Origin of the sequence: Acidisphaera sp. S103, from assembly GCF_009765975.1 — a bacterium.
Taxonomy (GTDB): Bacteria; Pseudomonadota; Alphaproteobacteria; order Acetobacterales; family Acetobacteraceae; genus Rhodopila.
The window spans coordinates 17678-35025 of the sequence record NZ_LMUJ01000047.1; the positions used below are offsets into that span (position 1 = coordinate 17678).

Annotated in this window: 15 protein-coding genes; 7 read left to right on the forward strand and 8 right to left on the reverse strand. The window is 62.1% G+C overall.

What is annotated here, in order from left to right; genetic code table 11:
* Positions 1-66: 66 nt before the first annotated feature.
* The 7 genes from GSQ89_RS12210 to GSQ89_RS12240 all read right to left on the reverse strand — a co-directional run bounded on the left by GSQ89_RS12210 (position 67) and on the right by GSQ89_RS12240 (position 8920).
* Complete coding sequence (locus GSQ89_RS12210; protein ID WP_254073181.1) at positions 67-1887, reverse strand: DNA/RNA helicase domain-containing protein; 1821 nt, start codon at positions 1885-1887, stop codon at positions 67-69.
* A 446-nt stretch (positions 1888-2333) separates the two neighbouring features.
* Positions 2334-4442 carry a 3-hydroxyacyl-CoA dehydrogenase NAD-binding domain-containing protein gene (locus GSQ89_RS12215; protein ID WP_158925447.1) on the reverse strand — a complete coding sequence of 703 codons (2109 nt, stop codon included), beginning with the start codon at positions 4440-4442 and terminating at the stop codon, positions 2334-2336.
* 250 nt (positions 4443-4692) lie between these two features.
* Positions 4693-5601: a helix-turn-helix domain-containing protein gene (locus GSQ89_RS12220; RefSeq protein WP_254073185.1), complete on the reverse strand. Its 909-nt coding sequence runs from the start codon at positions 5599-5601 to the stop codon at positions 4693-4695.
* Positions 5602-5690: 89 nt separating this feature from the next.
* Positions 5691-6242: a carboxymuconolactone decarboxylase family protein gene (locus tag GSQ89_RS12225; protein WP_158925449.1), complete on the reverse strand. Its 552-nt coding sequence runs from the start codon at positions 6240-6242 to the stop codon at positions 5691-5693.
* Positions 6243-6401: 159 nt separating this feature from the next.
* Positions 6402-6893 (reverse strand): GNAT family N-acetyltransferase, encoded by a 492-nt coding sequence (locus GSQ89_RS12230; protein WP_158925451.1) that lies wholly within the window; start codon positions 6891-6893, stop codon positions 6402-6404.
* 36 nt (positions 6894-6929) lie between these two features.
* Positions 6930-7964 (reverse strand): LLM class F420-dependent oxidoreductase, encoded by a 1035-nt coding sequence (locus GSQ89_RS12235; protein WP_158925453.1) that lies wholly within the window; start codon positions 7962-7964, stop codon positions 6930-6932.
* A gap of 2 nt (positions 7965-7966) precedes the next feature.
* On the reverse strand, positions 7967-8920 hold the full coding sequence (locus tag GSQ89_RS12240; RefSeq protein WP_158925455.1) for a TIGR03619 family F420-dependent LLM class oxidoreductase: 954 nt from the start codon (positions 8918-8920) through the stop codon (positions 7967-7969).
* An 81-nt stretch (positions 8921-9001) separates the two neighbouring features.
* On the opposite strand from GSQ89_RS12240, the gene GSQ89_RS12245 reads away from it, so the two are divergent.
* The 3 genes from GSQ89_RS12245 (at position 9002) to GSQ89_RS12255 (ending at position 13037) form a co-directional block, all read left to right on the forward strand.
* Positions 9002-9958: a TIGR03619 family F420-dependent LLM class oxidoreductase gene (locus GSQ89_RS12245; protein WP_158925457.1), complete on the forward strand. Its 957-nt coding sequence runs from the start codon at positions 9002-9004 to the stop codon at positions 9956-9958.
* Positions 9959-10181: 223 nt separating this feature from the next.
* Entirely contained in the window at positions 10182-12524 is a 2343-nt protein-coding gene (gene cofH / locus GSQ89_RS12250) for a 5-amino-6-(D-ribitylamino)uracil--L-tyrosine 4-hydroxyphenyl transferase CofH (protein ID WP_216856132.1), read from the forward strand.
* Positions 12525-12638: 114 nt separating this feature from the next.
* The gene (locus GSQ89_RS12255; RefSeq protein ID WP_158925461.1) at positions 12639-13037 is read left to right on the forward strand and encodes a DUF302 domain-containing protein; all 399 of its coding nucleotides are present in this window, start codon (positions 12639-12641) and stop codon (positions 13035-13037) included.
* Between the two features lie 204 nt (positions 13038-13241).
* Here GSQ89_RS12255 and GSQ89_RS12260 read toward each other — a convergent pair whose 3' ends face one another.
* Entirely contained in the window at positions 13242-14189 is a 948-nt protein-coding gene (locus GSQ89_RS12260) for a catechol 1,2-dioxygenase (protein WP_158925463.1), read from the reverse strand.
* Positions 14190-14533: 344 nt separating this feature from the next.
* Here GSQ89_RS12260 and GSQ89_RS12265 point away from each other — a divergent pair, with 344 nt between their 5' ends.
* The 4 genes from GSQ89_RS12265 to GSQ89_RS12280 all read left to right on the forward strand — a co-directional run.
* Positions 14534-14893 carry a DUF4258 domain-containing protein gene (locus tag GSQ89_RS12265; RefSeq protein ID WP_158925465.1) on the forward strand — a complete coding sequence of 120 codons (360 nt, stop codon included), beginning with the start codon at positions 14534-14536 and terminating at the stop codon, positions 14891-14893.
* The gene (locus GSQ89_RS12270; RefSeq protein WP_158925467.1) at positions 14890-15354 is read left to right on the forward strand and encodes a DNA-binding transcriptional regulator; all 465 of its coding nucleotides are present in this window, start codon (positions 14890-14892) and stop codon (positions 15352-15354) included. Before GSQ89_RS12265 ends, GSQ89_RS12270 begins: the two co-directional genes overlap by 4 nt.
* Before the next feature lie 236 nt (positions 15355-15590).
* Positions 15591-16412 carry a hypothetical protein gene (locus GSQ89_RS12275; protein WP_158925469.1) on the forward strand — a complete coding sequence of 274 codons (822 nt, stop codon included), beginning with the start codon at positions 15591-15593 and terminating at the stop codon, positions 16410-16412.
* A gap of 350 nt (positions 16413-16762) precedes the next feature.
* The coding region (locus GSQ89_RS12280) for a TIGR03619 family F420-dependent LLM class oxidoreductase (protein WP_158925471.1) at positions 16763-17348 on the forward strand (586 nt) is incomplete at its 3' end.

The window sequence follows — 17348 nt, forward strand, 5'->3', positions numbered from 1 at the left end:
GATACAGCCAAGCACGGTCAGCCGTCGACAACTATACCCTCGCGCTACGAACGCAACTGAGCCGGATCAGATCAGCAGCGCCTCAGTTTCCGGCTCACACTGCTGGACAGGGCAAGCCTCAAGGTGGCGAACGCCGCAGGCAACCAGAAAATCCGCGATTCCGTCATAGATCGAGCACTTGCGTGTGCGATCGCCATCGTCACCAGGAGGCAAGAATATTACCGTCTCATACCGCGCCCGAGTCAGAAGCACACGATAGGTGTTGATCTGGTTAGCGATCGCCTCAGGCTGGCGAGGCATTTGCCAATCTGTCCCCCGGAAAGTGCGGACGCGCCAGCTCGTCCGGCCCGCCTCTCGGATGAGATCCGCGTCCCAGCACAGGCCCACGAAGTCCAGTTCCAGACCCTGGCAGCTAAATTCAGTCGCCACCACCTCCAGCGCGTCGGAAGCGCGAACGTCTTCTGGAAATCGGTCCAAGAACCAATGGGCGACAGCGGACGCGTCCATATGGGGCAGTTCAACGCCCAATCCTTCGGCGCGCAAACGCGCCGCGCCCGAACTGGCAAGCAAGCCGGCACGTCGCAATCCCCTCGCATTTGCGCGCAGCCGCCCGCGCATGGCAGCTAGATCGCGTGTGAGCAGAAAAGGTACCTCGCCGGTCTCCTCCACGACCGCCCTGGCTGCCTCGGCATCACCTATGAGCACCAGGTCCACCCACTCCGCTGCCGCGTGGCTGCGGATCTGGCGCACTGAAACATTCAGGTGGAGGGCTGCGATGCTCTGTAAATCTGCTAACGCACCCAGGCGCTGGCGCGGATCGATAGTCCCCAAAAGGTCGGGGGGCGCCCGTTTACGCCAGACGATCCCTTCGGCCTCGGCCTGGCGCAGGGCGTCGCCCCATTCGGCGAGACCACCCTCACCCGAATGGATTTCCTGGCCTCCACCAACAAGGCAAACAACGGCAGAAAATCCGTCGTGCCGCGCCATTGCTTCTAACAGATGCGCCGGCTCGGATCGCGTCAGGGGCACCGCCTTGTCTCGCGTTTTCGCCACCGCCCAGGCCGCCGACCAACAGCGCTGCGCCTCGTCAACGACAACGATCTGCTCCGCTGGCGCGTGGGTCGGATTCGCTACGTAGTGATCGCGAAATTTTGGGAGGGCCTGGATCGCGGCCAGCATTTTTCTACTGGCATCCCCGCGGTTCGCGCCAAACTCCACGGCATCCCGCGTCAACGCTTCGCGCAAGACATGTATCAGCGTCGGATTACCTGTCAGGTAAGTGCCGCGCCCACCATCTTCAGTTCCAAAAATCGTATCGAGGCCGCATAGGGTTTTGCCGGCACCGGGGATACCGGTGACGAACAGGATCAAGTGCTTCCCGTCCACGCGTGCCTGCTCGATCTCCGAGAGGATCGCTTCGGTTGTAGCGCGCAAATTCACTGTGTCACTGCGCGCCGAGTGGATGTCCGCCACATTGTGCTTCGCGTACAGCATACAAGCGGCGTCGACAATCGTCGGTACTGGCTGATAACGAGCAGCCAGCCACGCATCAGCGTCGAGCCGGCATGCGACGTGTGCGGCCTGCTTGTTCAAGTCTCGCAAAAGCAAAGGCAAAGTCTGGGGGTTTGCATCTAATGGTAAGGCGACATTACGGTCAAAAATAAATTGCTGATGCGTAAACCTCTGTGGCGCCTGCTCGGCAATCAGGATTGGTATAATCGGGTTCTCACGTGAACCTTCATGAAAATCACGCAGATCTATCGCATAGTCGTCGACCTGGCGACGATCGGCCAACGTATGCTTGGTCCTATTAGCCTTGATTTCCAAAACGAAAATGGCATTCTCAGTCAACAAGATCACATCCGGCCGCCGCCCCAGACGCAGCATTGGGTATTCCAACAATACACGCCATTTAGCTGCCTCTGGTAACGCCACAAGCGCTGACCGGAGCATTATAATCGTTGCTTCCCACGCCCGAAGCTGTTGGACCTCGTTCAGACGAAAATGTCGTATCTGGGCGACCGCAAGCGCGCCTACTATGGCGGCGGCCGGTGCCTCCACAAATTCGTCGGTTGTGCCCGACCAGAAGGAACTCATCAAAAATCCATGCAAAATGAACCCATATCAAAGCACAGCAACGACTGTTAAACAATCCAAACGTTGACCTTCATCGATTCAAACGCAGAACCGAAATGGGCCACACGACCATGAGAATCCACGGTGCCGCCCCCCGATTCCGTTCAGAGCTGCTTACCTGCCCAATGTCACTGCACAAGTAAGCGCCCTGTCGATGAACCCGGCGACGTAGGATATCGGCCCAGGCGCCCACCAATCTACACAAACGGAGCCGGCTTGGCCTCACGGAACGGCGTGCCGGATTCCGCCAGTTCGCGCAGCAGCTTCGACGGCGCCCAGCGTTCGCCGTACTGCTGATGCCACGACGCGATCTGGGCATAGACGTTCTTCACGCCGATCCCATCCGCCCAGTACATCAGCCCACCGCGATAGCGCGGGAAACCGAACCCGTGCAGCCACATCACGTCCACATCGCTCGCCCGATACGCCTTGCCTTCCTCCAGAATACGGCAAGCCTCGTTCACCGAACTGAACAACAGCCGCTGCAAAATCTCCGCATCGGTGAAAGTCTTCTGCGGCACCCCCATCTCCGCCGCGACCGACTTGATGATGGCGGCAACCTCGGGATCGGGATGCGGCGTGCGGTCGCCCTTCTCATAGCGGTACCAGCCGGCACTGGTCTTCTGCCCGTAACGGCCCATCTCCACCAGCTTGTCGGCGATCGGTAGCTTCCGGTAATTCGGGTTGGCCGCCGCCCGCCGCTTCCGCCCTTCCGCGCCGATATCCAACCCCGCCAGGTCACCCACCGCGAACGGGCCCATCGGGTAGCCGAAATCGACCATCACCTTGTCCACCTGCTCCGGCAGACAGCCTTCCTCCAGCAGGATCACCATCTCGCTGTTGAACGGCGCCCGAGACCGGTTGGCGACGAAACCATCCGTATTGCCCGCCATCGCCGAGATTTTGCCAATCCGCCGCCCCATCGCCATCGCCGTCAGCAGCGTCTCCGGCGACGCCTTCGACGGCCGCACCACCTCCAGCAGCTTCATTACGTTGGCCGGCGAGAAGAAATGCGTCCCCGCCACGTATTCCGGCCGCTTCGTCACCGAAGCCAGTTCATCCATGTCCAGCGCCGAGGTATTGGAGAACAAAAACGCCCCCGGCTTCATCACCTCATCCAGCTTGGCGAAAATCGGCTTCTTCACGTCCATCCGTTCGAACACCGCCTCGACGATCACATCGCAGTCGGCGATATCCTCATACCCGGCCACCGGATGGATACGAGCCAGTCGCCGCTCCATCTCGTCCTGTGCCAGACTTCCACGCTTGACCGAGGTCGCGTAGTTGTTGCGGATCCGCTCCATCCCGCGATCCAGCGCTTCCTGCGTCGCATCCATGATCTTCACGTCGTAACCGAAATCGGCGAACGACATCGCAATCCCGCCACCCATCGTCCCAGCGCCAATCACTGCCGGATCGGTAAAGTCGGCCGGCGCCACCACCGAGGGCAGATCGGGCAACTTCGCCACCTCTCGTTCCGCGAAGAACGCATAGCGCAGCGCCTTCGCCTCATCGGCGGTTTCCAGTTCCGCAAACAGCTCAGCTTCCCGCCGGATGCCCTCGTCGAATGGCAGCGTGCAGGAAGCCTCGACCGCGGCGATACAATTATAGGGCGCCTTCTGGTTACGCGCCTTGCGAGCGATCGATTTCCGAATCGCATCGAACACGCCCGGCTCCGCCGTCGCCGTCTTGTCGCGCACCCGCGGCAGCGGCCTGACATCTGCGATCTTGCGCGCATAGGCGACCGCCGCCTCCCGCAGATTGGCACCCTCCGGCAGCACCTCATCCAGGATACCCAGCTTCGCGGCCTCCGGCGCCGGCACATGCCGCCCCGACGTGATCATCTCCAACGCCGTCTTCACCCCAGCCAGCCGAGGCAGCCGCTGTGTCCCGCCGCCACCCGGCAAAATCCCGATCAGCACCTCCGGCAACCCCACCTTCGCCGACGGCACCGCGATCCGGTAATGACAGCCCATGGCATTCTCCAGCCCGCCGCCCAACGCATAGCCATGGATCGCCGCCACCACCGGCTTCGGACTGGCATCCATCACATCATACGTGCGTTCCCCGATCGCCAGCCGCTTGCGACCCGTGCCGAACCCCCGGATATCCGCCCCGGCGATGAAGCTGCGCCCATCCCCCATCAGCACCATCGCCTTGATCGACGGGTCTGCATTGGCCTTGTTCAGGGACTCGATAATCCCCTCCGACACCCCCGGCCCGAGCGCGTTGACCGGTGGATAGTTGACGATGATGACGCCAACATCGCCATCTTTTTCCAGGCGGACGACGGGGGACTCGGACATGGGGCACATTCCTCTCGCTACTGAGCAGTAGGATAAGCGCGCTGTCCGGCCGCGTCCATGCCGAACGACCGCGGGATCTCAGATGGTGGTGACGCACATTGATGTCGGCGTCCTGTAACAATTAAGTCGGGCCACTTATGGCCGCCAGATGATTTCGGATTTGCGGGTCATGCCCGTTCTGCCGTTCCGGTAGAGGCACAGGAGCAACGATAAGGGGCAAGCACAGTCAACGTCTCGGCAAACCAAGTCCTCAATGGCGCACGGCGGCATTCCTCCCAGAACCACGCTCCATCAACACGGTATGATGACGTTCGGTAGCGTCATCCGCCGGGAACATACACTCGACCCGCAGCTCCTGCGCGGCGATCGTCTGTGGCGTTCCCACAGTCGTAACCAGCGAAAAATAATTCAGCACCACGTCATCCCTGATAAAACCAAGCGGAATGACCGGCATGGCGCCCGCAGCCTCCGGCACCTGCCACTCGGCCCTCACCCCCGGATAGGCAAGCAACGCGGCGAGCAACGCCTTGGTCTTTTCGTCCACAACACGCCCGACCGATTCCCGATGAACACGCGCCAGCAAACCCTTGGCGGCATCGTTCCAGTTGGCAATAAACGGCCGCATCCCCGCGGGATCGAACATAAGGTGCAGCAAATTGCGCGGCATCGGGTGCACCGCCAGATCGATGAAGCAATTAAAGAAGCGAGGCGCCGCGTCGTTGGTCATCAGCACATTCCAGTAGCGATCCATCACCAGGGCGGGGAAAGGTTCGTGCTGGCGCAACATCCGTCTCAAAGCACCCGCGACGCTCTGCATGTCCGGCGCGTTCCAAGCGCTGTCCGGGTAGATCGGCGCATACCCGGCCGCCAGCAGCAATGTGTTACGCTCGCGCAGCGGAATATCGAGAGCCTCCGCAATATCCATCAGTTTCCCGCGGCTCGGGATGCTACGTCCGCTCTCGATGAAGCTGATATGCCGCTGCGACACACCGGTGTCCATGGACAGGTCGAGCTGACTTCTCCCACGCAAATCGCGCCAGTGACGCAGCAGCATCCGCAATTCATTCGGCGGCGATTTCATCGCGAGACTTGATGAGCGCATTCGATACCGGGCTCCTTTCAAACGCCTCATGACGGCTTGCAAGCAATAGAACCGCACCAATCAATATCACGATCCGCAGGTTCACAGGTACGATCGCCCTTGGAGCAACCGTACCCGCGCCAGGCCCCAACAGTTCGGATCGATCTCTACGAGGCGACCCAAACATGCGCCTGAAACGGCGCCTCAACCACCGGGTTCGTCACACTGCCGGTATAATTCGTGATGGTCGACGCCGCGACGGCCGCAATGACCTCAAGCAGGTGGTCCTTGCCGAACCCGGCGGCGAGGAAACGATCGATGTCCAGATCGTCGAGGCGCCCACGTTTCTCGATCAAGGCTTTCGCCAGGCCCGAAAGCGCGGCGTCCCTGCTTCCCGCCGGAGCACCCCCCGACCGAATAGATTGCACATCCGCCGCATCCAGGCCTGCCTCAAGGGCGAGCGCAGTGTGGAACGCGACCGCCCAGGAGCAAGCATTGGTGACCGCATTGGTCAGCAGCAGGACCTGAACCTGGGCCTCCGTAAAGCTGCCACCATGGACCTTCTGGAAAAGGCCGACGAGACCGTCAATCAAAACCGGAGACGTCGCCATGGCGCCCGCGATGTTCGGGATCATCCCGAACGCGCCCTGTAGCGCCTCCAGCGCGGGCCTCGACTGTTCCGGAGCCGACGCGATTGTGTGAACTGGAAATTTTTGCATCGTCTTACCCTTTGTCATCATCGAAACCGCAAGCAGACCAATTCCGCTCGCTTTCTCGTTCGTGGAATGACAATGGTCAGCCGTCGTAATGCCTTCAATTACGTCCCAGGTAATCGGTCGGGATCACCGCGCGGACGGCACCACCGCCGGACAAATCAGTCAGCGCAACATCTTCACCATCAGGACCTCGTCCACATAACGCCCATCGACCTTCAGCGCTCGGGCTTCCACGCCGTAGGGTTCAAATCCAAGGGCCGCGTACAGCCGGCGCGCCGGAACATTCTCAGCCGCCACGCTCAACTGGATCAGTTCCACATAATCTTGCCCATGCGCCAGCACAGCCTCGGCAAGCAAACGGGACAACCCCGACCCACGCGCCTCCGCTCGGACATACATGCCCCAAAGCGTGCCTTTGTGCGCACGCTTGGCCCCACCCTGCGGCATGAAGCCAACAACGCCGAGCACCGCATTGCCGCGAAATCCGCCGAAGACAACGTTGCTGGTGAGCCGCTGTCTGAAGAACGTGAGGTCGTTCGCCTCACTCTCAAAGTCGGCGCCGAACGCCTCCGGATGCAAACGCAGCGCCTCCAGCCGTATGTCGCGATACAGTTCGGCTTCGTCAGGACGGAGCGGGCGGATCAGATCGTTCATCCGCGGATAATCCCGCTCCTGCCGCCGCAAGGCTGCCTACAACACCGCCTCCGCCACCACCCGCAACACATCGACGCTGGAACCCTTCAGCACCATCGTCCCCACGTGCCCGGCCTTCGCGACATCCTTCCAGGCCGCCAACCGATCCCTGATCCGCTCCGCCGGCCCACACAGCGAAATCGCATCGATCAGCGCATCCGGCACGGCCGCCGCCGCTTCATTTTTCTTCCCATCCAGATACAGGTCCTGGATCGTCCGAGCCTGGCCCTCGAAGCCCATTTTCGAGACCATATCGTTGTAGAAATTCTTCGTTCGAGCGCCCATCCCGCCGATATACAGCGCGAGTTCCGGGCGGATCGCGTCGCGGCACGCCGCCACATCTGGACCCATTTTCGCCCGCACGAACGGCGCTGAGTCGAACCCTTCCATCGTCTTGCCCACTTTCCGACGGCCCTCCAGCGTCGGCCCCGTCACCACTTCCGGCGCATCCGGCGAGAAGAAGATCGGCAGGTTTCCGTCCGCCACCTCGCCCGCCATCCGCAGCCCTGCCGGCGTGATCGACGCGGTATAAAACAGCACATTCGGGTCGCCGTGCGCGATGCTGCGCAGCGGCCGGCCCAGTCCCGACGCGTTCGGCCCATCGTACGGAATGGAATATTGGTCGCCGTGGAATTCCAGCGGCTTCTCCCGCGCCAGGATCTGCTTGATGATGGCGATGTATTCCTTGGTCCGCTGCATCGGCTTGCCGAACGGCACACCGTGCCAGCCCTCGATCACCTGAGGCCCCGATGGCCCGATCCCACACAGAAACCGGTTGCCCGACAGTGCTTGCAGCGACAGCACCGTCATCGCCGCACAGGCCGGGGTGCGTGCCGGCATCTGCATGATCCCGGTCCCAGCCTTGATCTTTGTCGTCCGCGCCAGAATCCATGCCGCGGGCGACACCGCGTCCGTGCTGTAGGCCTCCCCAGTCCACACCTGGGAAAAACCAAGCTGTTCCGCTTCCAGCACCATCTCCATGTCGAGCCGCGGGTGCGGCCCCGACATGCCAACCGTAATACCGAGTTGCATGACTAACGTACCTTCGCCATGACGTCGTCGCGGAACCGGCGCATATTGCCGACCGTCGCCTCCGCATCGGCGCCGAACAGGCCGAAGTCGAACGCGGTCACGCCAACGTCCCGCAGCGCCTTGATGTCGCCCACATAGTCCGCCGCCCCGCCGGTAAACAGCTTGCGTTGGCCATCGACCGTGCCTTTCGGCTGCGCCTCGGGGTTGGACGACACCCGGTACGCCAGGCCTACAGCCGCCGGGTCTCGCCCCGCTTTTTCCGTCAGGCCGCGCAGCTTCGCCACACCGGCCTTAAACCGGTCCAACGTGTCCATCGGGAACTGAGGATTCGTCCCGATCGGATACCACGCATCGCCGTATTTCGCCGTCCGCCGCATCGCCGGTCCGCTTTCTCCGCCCACCCAGATCGGGATCGCACCCTGAGGCGGCTTCGGCGGGAACAGCACGTCCTTGAACTTCACGTATTTGCCGTCGAACGACGGTGTATCGGACGTCCACAATTCCCGGCAGGCCGCCATGAATTCATCGGTCACCGCGCCACGCTCCGCGAACGGCGGCGTGCCGACGGCGATGAATTCCTCCTCACACCAGCCGGCGCCGATCCCCAGCGTCAGGCGTCCCTTGGACAGGAAATCGATGGTCGCCAGGATCTTCGCCGTCAGCACCGCCGGCCGATGCGGCACCACCATCACCGAGGTCACGATCCGCAGCGTCTTCGTCGCCGCGGCGATGAACGTGGCTGCCGTCAATTGCTCCAGACGATCCGCCGCCGCGCCCGACGGAAACTCCCCCGAATCCGAATACGGGTACCGAGACGCGATGCTCGTGGGGATCATCAGGTGGTCACTGACGGTGACGTAGTCGAAGCCCAGTGCCTCGGCTTCCGTCGCGATGCGCAACAGGTTGTCCGGACCGATCAATGGGCCACTGGTTGGGGCGCTGCAACCGATCTGCATGGGTTCCTCCTGTCTGGATTGCGTTATGAAACCCGATAGCACACGATACGCGGTAAAGAGGCAACGGGGAGTGGTCCCAGGATGGACTTCGGTATCCATATCGGCACGCGCGGCTGTCTGACCACGCGTGAGGCTATCATGGCGATGGCGTCCAGCGCCGAGGCGTCAGGCTACGCGATCATCGGCGTCGCCGACCATCTGATCGTGCCGGTCCACACCGACGTCCGCTATCCCTACACCGCCGACGGCATCTGGCCCGGCGCCCCCACCGGCGAGTGCTTCGACGCCATCGCCACGCTGACCTTCCTCGCCGGCTTCACCCAGCGCATTCGCCTGCTGACGTCCGTGCTGGTCGTGCCGCATCGCCCCGCCGTGCTGACCGCCAAGCTGTTCACCACCGCCGATGTCCTGTCCGGCGGCCGGGTCATCGCCGGCGTCGGGTCCGGCTGGATGAAGGAGGAATTCGCCGCCCTCGACACCCCGCCGTTCGAGGATCGCGGCGCCGTCACCGACGAGTATATCCGCGCCTGGAAATCGCTGTGGACCGAGGACCGGCCATCGATGGATGGTCGGTTCGCCAAGTTCGACAACGTCGTGTTCAAGCCAAAACCCACGTCAAAACCGCACCCCCCCATCTGGGTCGGCGGCGAGAGCGCCCCTGCGCTAAGACGAGCGGCGCAGGTGGGCGATGGCTGGTATCCGGTGTCGAACAACGCCCACATCCTGATGAACACGCCTGCCCTGCTGAAAGCGGGGATCGACCGCCTGCACCGTGCCGCCGAGAAAGCCGGACGCGACCCCACCAGCATCGATATCGCCTATGTCTGGTTCAAACCGCCGCAGTGGACCGCGAAAACCGAGGCCGACGGCCAGCGGCAGATGTTCACCGGCACCGCCGACGATATGTTGGAGGACGCCGCCGCTTTCGCGGCCGTCGGTGTCAACCACTTGATCGTCTACGCCCAGCAGCCCACCATTGAGGCAACACTGGACGTCCAGCAGCGCTTTGCCGAGGACGTAGTACGGAGGTCATCATGACCGCATCGATGTTGCCGCACTCCCTCGCCCTGGCAGGGCCTGTCCCCGCAGGCATCGGGACATGCGATGGGTGGGGAATTGTTGGGACGGATTGGCTGCGGCCTATCCGTCATGGCCGGGCGTGTCCCGGCCATCTTCGCACCGGCAGACGAAGCGCGACCGGCCAGGGCACATCAATCGTGCGCAGATCACTGGGGCAAGTCCGGTCATGATGGAAGAAGACATGACCTGGCTGGAATCCACGCCGCTGGAAGACCTGATGGCGCAGGCGGCGGCGAAGCGTGACGACGCGTTCGGACGCACGATCTCCTACTCCCGGAAAGTATTCATTCCGCTGACAAAACTGTGCCGCGACGTTTGCCACTACTGCACCTTCGCCGAACGCCCGCGCGCCGGCCACGCTGCCTACCTGTCGGCCGATGAAGTGCTGGCCATCGCCAAGGCCGGCCAGGCCGCCGGCTGCACCGAGGCGCTGTTCACCCTCGGCGACAAACCCGAACTGCGTTACCGCGCCGCCCGCGAAGCCCTGGCCGAACTCGGCCACGAAACGACCATCAGCTACCTGCGCGAGATGTGCGCGCTGGTCCTGAAGGAAACCACCCTGCTGCCGCACGTGAACCCCGGCATCATGACCCGCGAGGAAATCGCCAGCCTCCGCGAAGTATCGGCCAGCCAAGGCATTATGCTGGAATCCACCAGTGAGCGCCTGTGCCACCAGGGCGGAGTCCACTACGGCTCCCCCGACAAGCTGCCCGAGGTGCGTCTGGACATGATCCGCGTGGCCGGCGAACTGGCGGTGCCGTTCACCACCGGCATCCTGATCGGCATCGGCGAAACCCGAACCGAACGGCTGGAAGCCCTCGTTGCCATCCGCGACCTGCACGAACAACACGGCCACATCCAGGAAGTCATCGTGCAGAACTTCCGAGCCAAGCCGGACACCAAGCTGGCCGGCGCCGACGAACCCGATCTGCTCGACCTGCTATGGACCATCGCCGCCGCCCGCCTGATCCTGCCCGCCGACGTCCACGTCCAGGCGCCGCCCAACCTGTCACCCGGCGTGTATCAAAAACTGATCGGCGCCGGCATCGACGACTGGGGCGGTGTGTCCCCCGTCACCCCGGATCACGTCAACCCGGAAGCTCCGTGGCCCGAACTGGAAGCCCTCGGCCTGCGCACGGCGGAGATGGGCAAGATCCTGGTGCCGCGCCTGCCGATCTATCCCGCCTGGATCGCCGACACCAGCCGGTGGCTGCACTCCAAGGTCGCCACCCGGGTCCTGCAATCGGCCGATGCCGAGGGCTGGGCGCGCGACGATGACTGGGCACCCGGCCTGACCTTCGCGCCCAAACCCCGCCCCATCCTGCTGAACAAGGTCGATCCCGCCCTGGAACGGATCATCGACCGAGCGGCTGCCGGCAAGCGCCTGGACGAACCCGAAATCATCCGCCTGTTCGCCGCCCGCGACGCCGACTATGAACGCGTCCTGACGGTCGCCGACGAACTGCGCAAGGCGGTCAGCGGCAACACAATTCGTTACGTCGTCAACCGCAACATCAACTACACCAACATCTGCTACTATAAGTGCAAGTTCTGCGCCTTCTCCAAGGGCAAAACGCACGAGGCCCTGCGCGGCACACCCTACGACCTGGACATGAGCGAAATCGTTCGCCGGTCACAAGAAGCGTGGGATCGCGGCGCCACCGAGGTCTGCCTGCAAGGCGGCATCCACCCCGACTACACCGGCGACACCTACGTCAACATCTGCAAGGCGATCAAAGCCGCGATCCCCGGGATGCACATCCACGCCTTCTCGCCGCTGGAAGTCACCCAAGGCGCCGCCACCCTGGGCCTGTCGCTGACCGAATTCCTCACCCGCCTGAAAGACGCCGGCCTCGGCACCCTGCCCGGCACCGCCGCCGAGATCCTCGACGACGAAATCCGCGCCATCATCTGCCCCGACAAGATCAACACCCAGCAATGGGTCGATGTCGCCCGAGCTGCCCACGCACTGGGCCTGCGGACGACGTCTACCATCATGTATGGACACGTCGAAGGCCCCCTCAACTGGGCTCGGCATTTGCTTGTGCTACGTGATCTGCAAGCCGAAACCGGCGGCTTCACCGAATTCGTTCCACTGCCGTTCGTTCACATGGAAGCCCCCATGTATCTACGCGGCATGGCCCGCAAAGGCCCGACGTTACGCGAGGCCATCCTGATGCACGCCGTGTCCCGTCTGGTGCTGCATCCGCTGATCACCAACATCCAAACCTCCTGGGTAAAGATGGGGCCGGAGGGCGCCGCCATGTGCCTGAACGCTGGCGCCAACGACATGGGCGGCACGCTGATGAACGAAAGCATCTCCCGCGCCGCCGGCACCCAGCACGGCCAGGAATTCCCCCCCGAGGCGATGGAGCAACTGATCGGCTCCCTCGTCCGCACACCGATCCAACGAGACACCCTGTACCGCCCCGTCGGCAACGAACGCCGCGTCGTATCCTTCAACGCCGCGGAACTGGCGCCGGTGGTCCAAACACCGCCCCGCAAGGTAATGGCGGGGGAATAGCGGCCGGGTCCCACCACATCCGATCCGGAAAATTGCCCATGTCCTTACAGTCGTCGTGTATTGTCGAAGGACGGTTCGGACAATGCGTGGCCGCGGTCACAGTGGGGGACCATCATGCCTGATGCGGCAGGAGCTGGCCTGAGCGAATTCATCAGCGCTCTGCCATTTCAGCCGACACTCGAACGCATCGTGAAGGCGATCGAGGATGCGGGGATGACCGTATTCGCACGAATTGACCACGCGGCAGGCGCTCGGGAAGCGGGCATGGAAATGCCGCCCACCGTCGTGCTGAGTTACGGCAACCCCAAGGGCGGCACACCGATTATGCTCGCCGCGCCAGCCGTGGCATTGGACCTGCCGTTGCGTGTGCTGGTGCGAGAGGACCCGACAGGACGGGCTGTCGTCTCATTTCATCCGATCACGCCGATCCTGCAACAAGCGGGTGTACCCGATCCGCTTGCGCATCGGCTCGAGCCAGCGCAGCGCCTGCTGGTCGAGGCAATCCGCGGGTAACCCGGCAGCGTCACGACCGCATGATCGGACTTATCCGTCGCTAAAGCGTGGTCGCCCTGGGCGGAACGCCAACAGGGCGTGAATCACGCGATCAAACAAAGAGTTAGAGCGCGCTGACTGTTCACAGTCAGCTTGTAAGCGCTCTAAAATCCGGACCGCTCCAACAAAGCCGGCACCCGGCCTGCCCAGAGGACAGCCAACCGATCAGGCGCTGACGTGACCGATGAATTTAGGCGGCGGGCGGTCACCCCATTGCGAGCGCAGGCCCTCCTCGGCCGAGACCAGATGGCCGCCATTGTGGACGTTCAGGCGGTCGCTGTCGGCCCAGTGTTCGTGGACGCGGCGCCAGGGATCGGCCCAGTAGTCATAAACTTGGCTGCCGAGCAGATGCCGGCCGATACCCCACATGTGCTCGAACTTGTTCTGGGCGGTCAGGTGTTCGTGGCCGATGAACACGTCGTCGATGTCCTGCACCTCGAACGAGAAATGATTGAGGCCGGTGCGTTCGGCTTTCATGCAGAAGAACGCATGATGGTCGACGAACTCATCGCCGCGGTCGATCCGGCTGAACTGGCCGATAATATTGTCCTGGCTGCCGGCATAGACGTCGTCGGAGCAGATCAGGCCCAGGGTCTCGCGAAACCACGCGACGGTTTCGGTGTTCTTCGGCGTGCCCATGACGGCGTGGGCGATCCGTTTCACACTGGACGGCCCCTGCCGGAACCGGATCAATTCGCCGGCACGGTTCAGCGGCTCTGGACCGGAGTTGATGGCCTGGCGCTTCACTTGGATCGGCCAGACAGCTTCGATGCCGTGCACGACCTCGATGGTATAGCCGTTGGGTTCCTGGATGCGGACGCGCTTGCCGCCGCCGGGTTCGTCCAGATGCTCGATGCCGGAGGCGCCGGGGTGTTTGCTGAGGGTGTGCAGGTCGTCCTCGGATTCGGCAAACCAGGCGAAGCCGAGGAAGGCGGGGTCGCCGCGTTCGGTGATGTGGATGTGGTGCACCGGGTCGGTGCCGCGCATGTAGAGCGCGTCCGGCGTGCGGGCGGCGCGGACCATGCCGAAGGCGGTGAGGAATTCTTCCTGCTGATCGAGGTCCGGCGAGCGGAGGCGGCCGTAGGCGAGGTCCCTAACTTTGATGATGGTCATGGCGGTTTCCCTCCGGTCATGCCGCTGGAGCGGCTTTGTTGTTTGGGCTTTGGCGGAGAGCGTAGTGGACTGGGTGGTGGGGGGACAAGGGGTTTTGGGGTCTGTGGGGTTGGGAAGAAAGAGGCCTAACGCAGATGAAGGTGGATGGACGCTGATGCACGCGGATGGCGGGATCGCGGCCGATCGTGCTCGGCCCGACGGCTTCGGAGATGGCGGTTTAGTACCCGGTTAACTTTATTCCGCTATTGTCTTGCGGCCGGTGCGGACTTCGTTTGCGACCGATCGCCTGCGGTGTTGATTTGAGCTCGGATTTGTACCATATTGGTACATGAGAGTTGATGGGGATGGCAGATCCGACACCGTTCGTGCGTCCGATACGCTGGGATAGGCTGCGGACGGATGAAGCGGAACGCATTATCCGTAAGCGCGTCCAGGACACCGGCAATGTCATCATCAGTGAGCATGCGTTTGAACGTATCGACGAGCGGTTTTCGGGTCCGGCTTTCACGACGGTGGACGTGTACCACATTCTGGAGACGGGGCGGATCAGAGAGGCCCCGATACGGGAGGCGACCGGAGAATGGAAGGTCATCGTCGTCAGGCGGTTGCCGGGCACTCGGGAGGCGGGTGTCGTAACGCTGATCGCGAGGACCGATGATACTTTGTTCGTAAAGACCGTGGAATGGATGGATTGGCTGACATGAACGAGGGGTATCACTATACGGGTTGCGGCCTGGATTACGTGTACCTTCTCAACGGATATACGATGCATGAAACCGAGCACGGGAGGGGTGTGTCTATCAAGGATGCGCGACAGCTCCATGAGCGGATTGCGTTGGACATCATCGGCGGGCCGCATTCGTTGCGCGGGCAGGAAGTGCGGTTTCTGCGTGGGATGTTGAAGCTGTCGCAGGAGGGGTTGGCGCGGGTCCTGCGGCAACGGCGTGGGTCGGTTGCCCGGTGGGAGGCGGAGCCGGACAAGAAAATACCAGGGGCTGCCGATAGTGCTCTGCGGATGTTCTATGCGCTGAAGGCTGGCGGTCATGAGATCGCCGAGAAGCTGGTGGATTTGCTTCAGGAGGTTGATGAGCTGGAACACGAGGTTCGTGGCTTGCGTGCGCTTCGGCTGAGAAAGAATGAGGATTGGACGCAGGCTGCGGCGTAGGTGGGCGGCAAACGTCGGGACTTGATTGGACAGACGATGTCCAACGATCCCCGCCATCACCCGAAAGATCAAGAGCAGACCTTTCCAAATGAGCTCGTCCGCATCGTTGGCGGATCACTCGCGCGGTGATCGTCAAGAAGAACGTTCTGACCTTGGCCGAGAGAAGAAAGAGGATTGAGGGCGTGACTCTCTACAAACCTGTAAGCCAAAATCGTGCGCGTAGGGAGACACAATGAATGCGACAGCTCTGGGCGCTTTTCGTTATCCTAGCGGTTGCAGTATCGGTAGCCTTTCTAGAACGCAATCCCGTACCATTAAGGCCGTTTGATAAGGAAATATCCCATCAAGACAGCCAGCTTACCAGTCTGGGACATCCCAATATCCCGAGTGCCACCAATACTGCCGTCGCCAAAAGTCAGCCTGACGTCAGCGGCCGCCCATTCAAAGAGACCCAAGGTCTCGATGATGGTCCAAAATGGACTGACATTATTCAGGCCATTTCGGCCGCGGTAGTAGCTATGTTGACTGTTGCCCTCGTTTGTATCAACCGCCGCCAGACGGAGCATATTCGCCGTAGCACAAAAGCCGCTCAAAAAGCAGCGGCCATGGCAGAACGTGCCCTGTCTGAACACGAGAGGCCTTGGGTGTTTCTTGAGGAAATTAAGGTTGACCTGAGGCAAGACCCCGGCCGTTGGTTCAACAATCACGCAACCCGGCTAAAATGGAAGAACGTCGGACGAAGCCCAGGGCTTCTGCGAAGCTTCGAATATAAATTCATCGCAGAAAATCAACTTCCTAACGAACCAGATTACTGTGATATGCGCCAATTTAGCATAGATCCCACATTACCGGTTGGAAAAGAATTCTGCACTCAGCCGATTTATACTCCGCGCACCGCCATTAGCAGTGAGCAGCCGATTGAATATGTATGCTTCGGTCGGCTGACCTACGCGGAAATGAGTGGGAAAGAGCATCGAAGCGGCTTCGCCTTTTTACTAGCCCCCGGTGGGGCCCTGCATATCCACTACGCCAGGGGCACATACAATTATTACACATAACGCGGCCTGGCCCGCCTTACGTCACGCGATTCGTACCCTGCATTACTTCCCACCTTGCACTATTAGGTCGCGCGTGTGGGTGGAACACGGACTCGGCTTGGTGGCGTTTTGATGGATAAAGTCGATAACGCCGAATAGTATCTGTGTGCATTAGCGTCCATCCGCCTTCATTTGCGTTAGGATTCTTACTTTTGCGATGCTAGCAGCAAACGATGGTCCAAGTTCCCCAGCCCGCCCACGACAACCAAATCACCCCGGTTCCGTACACCATTCGTTACGTCCGTCCCCCCACCCCACCATAGACAGCCACCCCCAATTCCGTGCCTGATAACCCCCCAGAGGAGGCACCCATGAAACTTGGCATCCACCTGCCCCATATCGGCCGCAAGGCCGGCCCCGACAGCATCCGCCGCACCGCCATCCAGGCCGAGGAACTCGGCTTCGACGACGTCTGGGTCAGCGAGCACATCATCGTGCCGAAAGACGGCGGCTACCCGCCCTCCCCCAACTTCTGGGACCCGGTCCTGACCCTCACCTGGGCCGCCGCCGCGACCACCAAAGTCCGCCTGGGCACCTCGGTCCTGGTGCTGCCAATGCGCCACCCCCTGCCGCTGGCCAAGGAACTTGCCACCCTGCAGAACCTCTCCGGCGGCCGCCTCATCCTCGGCGCCGGCGTCGGCTGGCTGGAAGCCGAGTTCGATGCCCTCGGCGTACCCTTCAAGGAACGCGGCCGGCGCATGGACGAAGGCATCGCCATGATGCGCGCGGTGTGGTCCCAGGACCCGGTCAGCTTCGACAGCAAATGGATCCCGGCGAAGATCGACAACATGCGCGCCCAACCCCAGCCCATCGCGCCGATCCCGATCTGGATCGGCGGGTCGTCCGACGCGGCGATCAAGCGGGCGCTCCGGCTGGACGGATGGCACGGCAGCCGGG

Excerpts from the sequence above, each read along its gene's own strand:
- GSQ89_RS12265 (WP_158925465.1), top strand. The coding sequence starts at position 14,534 with ATGGCAGATCCGACACCGTTCGTGCGTCCGATACGCTGGGATAGGCTG.
- GSQ89_RS12230 (WP_158925451.1), bottom strand. The coding sequence starts at position 6,893 with ATGAACGATCTGATCCGCCCGCTCCGTCCTGACGAAGCCGAACTGTAT.
- GSQ89_RS12215 (WP_158925447.1), bottom strand. The coding sequence starts at position 4,442 with ATGTCCGAGTCCCCCGTCGTCCGCCTGGAAAAAGATGGCGATGTTGGC.
- GSQ89_RS12235 (WP_158925453.1), bottom strand. The coding sequence starts at position 7,964 with ATGCAACTCGGTATTACGGTTGGCATGTCGGGGCCGCACCCGCGGCTC.
- cofH (WP_216856132.1), top strand. The coding sequence starts at position 10,182 with ATGACCTGGCTGGAATCCACGCCGCTGGAAGACCTGATGGCGCAGGCG.
- GSQ89_RS12260 (WP_158925463.1), bottom strand. The coding sequence starts at position 14,189 with ATGACCATCATCAAAGTTAGGGACCTCGCCTACGGCCGCCTCCGCTCG.
- GSQ89_RS12255 (WP_158925461.1), top strand. The coding sequence starts at position 12,639 with ATGCCTGATGCGGCAGGAGCTGGCCTGAGCGAATTCATCAGCGCTCTG.
- GSQ89_RS12210 (WP_254073181.1), bottom strand. The coding sequence starts at position 1,887 with ATGCTGCGTCTGGGGCGGCGGCCGGATGTGATCTTGTTGACTGAGAAT.
- GSQ89_RS12245 (WP_158925457.1), top strand. The coding sequence starts at position 9,002 with ATGGACTTCGGTATCCATATCGGCACGCGCGGCTGTCTGACCACGCGT.
- GSQ89_RS12270 (WP_158925467.1), top strand. The coding sequence starts at position 14,890 with ATGAACGAGGGGTATCACTATACGGGTTGCGGCCTGGATTACGTGTAC.
- GSQ89_RS12240 (WP_158925455.1), bottom strand. The coding sequence starts at position 8,920 with ATGCAGATCGGTTGCAGCGCCCCAACCAGTGGCCCATTGATCGGTCCG.
- GSQ89_RS12225 (WP_158925449.1), bottom strand. The coding sequence starts at position 6,242 with ATGCAAAAATTTCCAGTTCACACAATCGCGTCGGCTCCGGAACAGTCG.
- GSQ89_RS12275 (WP_158925469.1), top strand. The coding sequence starts at position 15,591 with ATGCGACAGCTCTGGGCGCTTTTCGTTATCCTAGCGGTTGCAGTATCG.